Source organism: Microcoleus sp. N3A4 (genome assembly GCF_036701805.1).
In the GTDB taxonomy this organism is placed as follows: Bacteria; Cyanobacteriota; Cyanobacteriia; order Cyanobacteriales; family Microcoleaceae; genus Microcoleus.
The window spans coordinates 1-1804 of record NZ_JAUBRJ010000167.1 but is presented as its reverse complement, the minus strand read 5'-3'; the positions used below and the strand labels follow the sequence as shown (position 1 = coordinate 1804).

2 pseudogenes are annotated in these 1804 nt (G+C 41.3%); one reads left to right on the top strand and one right to left on the bottom strand.

Annotated features, from left to right (window positions below):
• Positions 1-92 precede the first annotated feature (92 nt).
• Positions 93-865: pseudogene (locus tag QUA56_RS36475) on the top strand (ISKra4 family transposase); the annotation flags it as partial.
• Positions 866-892: 27 nt separating this feature from the next.
• Here the strand turns inward: QUA56_RS36475 and tnpC are convergent.
• Positions 893-1700, bottom strand: a pseudogene (gene tnpC, locus QUA56_RS37065) (IS66 family transposase); the annotation flags it as partial.
• Between the last annotated feature and the right edge of the window lie 104 nt (positions 1701-1804).

Below are 1804 nucleotides of genomic sequence, written 5' to 3'. Positions count from 1 at the left end.
TTGAGTAATCCATCAAGATGAAAATCCATTAGCTTAGCCTCTAGCATAAAGTTCCTATATTATACAGTTTCCACCGCAAACCCAGAAGACCCGAAAAATGCTGTCTTTTAATCAGTGCCAACGAATCTTATCAAATGGCAGAAAAAGATTTAGAGATTTTCACGGGGGTCAAAGTCTCTCATAGTACATTACACAGATTAGTCAAACGACAAGAATTTGAATTACCTACATCTAAACAAGGAGTCCAAGAAATTACATTAGATGGCGGGAAAGTCAGGCTACGCAACGAAACCAAAGGCGAGGGGTGTTACTGGAAAGACTATAAAGCCATTTGTTTAGATAATGTTTATTCGGGAGCATTTTTTCAAAATAATCAAGATTTAATTGATTGGACTAATAGCCAAAAATTACTACATCCTATGTATTGCCGGTTGAGATGGTCATGCGGGAATTTGGAAAATATTTCAAGAAATAGGAGATACTGAACAAAGACAAGAAATCTTAGATTGGTATCATCTGAAAGAAAATCTTTACAAGGTAGGAGGTTCGCTAAAACGTTTAAAGTTAGCAGAAAATATGTTGTGGCAAGGTAAAATAGATGAAGTTATCAATCTATTTAAAGAGATGACAAAAAAAAGATTTAAAACATTTTGTAACTATTTAGAGACCCATCGCTGCCGAATAGTCAACTACCAATACTATAAAGAAGAGTCCATAAGTTCGATTGGTTCGGGAACAGTTGAATCAATTATTAAACGAATTGGGTGAGCGGGTGAAAATATCAGGAGCGCAATGGAAAATTGAGAGCGTTCGCTCTATCCTTTCTCTTCGCTGTGCTTATCTCAACGGTCAACTTTCAATTTGATGTATTTGCCAAACTGAGATGCACCCCCTGCATCGAACGAGAGCCACCAGAAACTTTCCGCTTAGTTACAGCTAACCGTAGAGAACGTTCGGCTTTATTATTATCCGGAGGAACCGAGGGGTCAAAGAGAAAATACCACCATTGTTCTGCCTTATCCCGTAAGGATTTGAGCAACAAACCTGCGGTATAACCCACAAGGTTCAACCAAGTAGCCAAAGCCTGATTCAATCGTATTTTGAAATCAGTTGCCCACGAGTCGTAGGTGAGTCGAGCCTTGGTCTTGCGCCAAGACTCATGGGCAATAAAAGCTTCATCAATTAATGACAGAAATATTTGAGCGACTGCTGCATTATTGTTGCCCCGTGAAGTTCCAGCACTTTCTTGAAATGCCGCCGTAAATGGGCCAGACACTTCTGTTGAGCTGCGACTTTCACGCCATTATAAACACTGAAATCATCTGAGCTTAAGACTCCAGCAAATTCTTTGCCCAGCATGGTTTCTAGTTCCACGCGCCCCCTGGTATCTGCGGCATGAAATAAACAGAATCCTTCGATACTCGCCGTCCACAGCCATTCTTTAACTCCCATGACACACTCCCGGGGTTTCATCTACATGAACGTTTGATTGCTCAGGGGCCCATTCCCACAGTGCTTTAATCGCTGGCTTGATTGCTGCTGCTACTCGTTGATTGGTTTTTTGGAGTGTTCCTACGGACACTTCTATTGTGCCAAGTTCCCACAACAATGAGCGTCAGCTTGGCGTAGGAAAGATGCCCATAATTCCCTAACCAGACTAATAATGCTTGGAGATTAACGCTCAAGTCTTGCCCTGGAACCACTCCTTGATGTGGTTCTCCTCTAACTAGGGCTTGCTGAAAAAGTCAGAAAACAGCATTTAGAAAGATGAGTGAATTTGAGATCGCCTCGGCAATATAAGTTT